Source organism: Bacillus hominis (genome assembly GCF_018332515.1).
Lineage (GTDB): Bacteria > Bacillota > Bacilli > Bacillales > Bacillaceae_G > Bacillus_A > Bacillus_A hominis.
Genome location: NZ_BOQD01000565.1, coordinates 1 through 640, shown reverse-complemented (window position 1 = coordinate 640; position 640 = coordinate 1). Strand labels below are relative to the sequence as shown.

Annotated in this window: 1 pseudogene; it reads right to left on the bottom strand. The window is 27.8% G+C overall.

The features are described 5' to 3' along the window. Positions 1-453 (bottom strand): annotated as a pseudogene (locus KI356_RS27370) (M3 family metallopeptidase); the annotation flags it as partial. Between the last annotated feature and the right edge of the window lie 187 nt (positions 454-640).

Genomic DNA, 640 nt, shown 5'->3' with positions numbered 1-640 from the left:
ATGATCATCACTATTCATCGCAACGTAATTTGCTTTTCCAAATGATAAAGTCTCTTTATCGTGTATTACTTCTATCTTGTTTTTTAATTGTGTATACATATCTTCCCAAGCTTTTAATTCATTTTCTATTAGTTTAATACTTGAATGATTTGCATTAACACTTTGTCCCTTACTAGATTCTATTAATAGTTGAACTTCTTTCTTTAATTGATTTACTTTTACACTTAGTAAAGTATCTTCAGGATGCTTCTCATCTTCAACAGCACGGCAATATAAGTAATACTCTGCTTTTTCGATAGCCTGTATAAGTTGTGAAAGGATTACTGAGTCTTTTGTTGCTTTATATTCAATTTTTAATCTTTCTAGCGTTTCTATAGAAAACGTGAAGTTTTGTTCTTGAGGATATAGCCTGTCCAAATCCCATTGAGATTGGGCTTGTATTATTTTATTCATTTTGCATCCTCCTTTTTTACAAATAGTTACAAAACTCTACTCTTTTCACTATTATATATGAACCATCAAAATTTTAACATCTTGAAATATTCAAACTTATATGAATGTAATTTGATATTTCATTTTCTATTTCTTCCTATTTAAATAAGTTGTAAGTATTACTACTTATTCTAGGGAATTTCTAAAT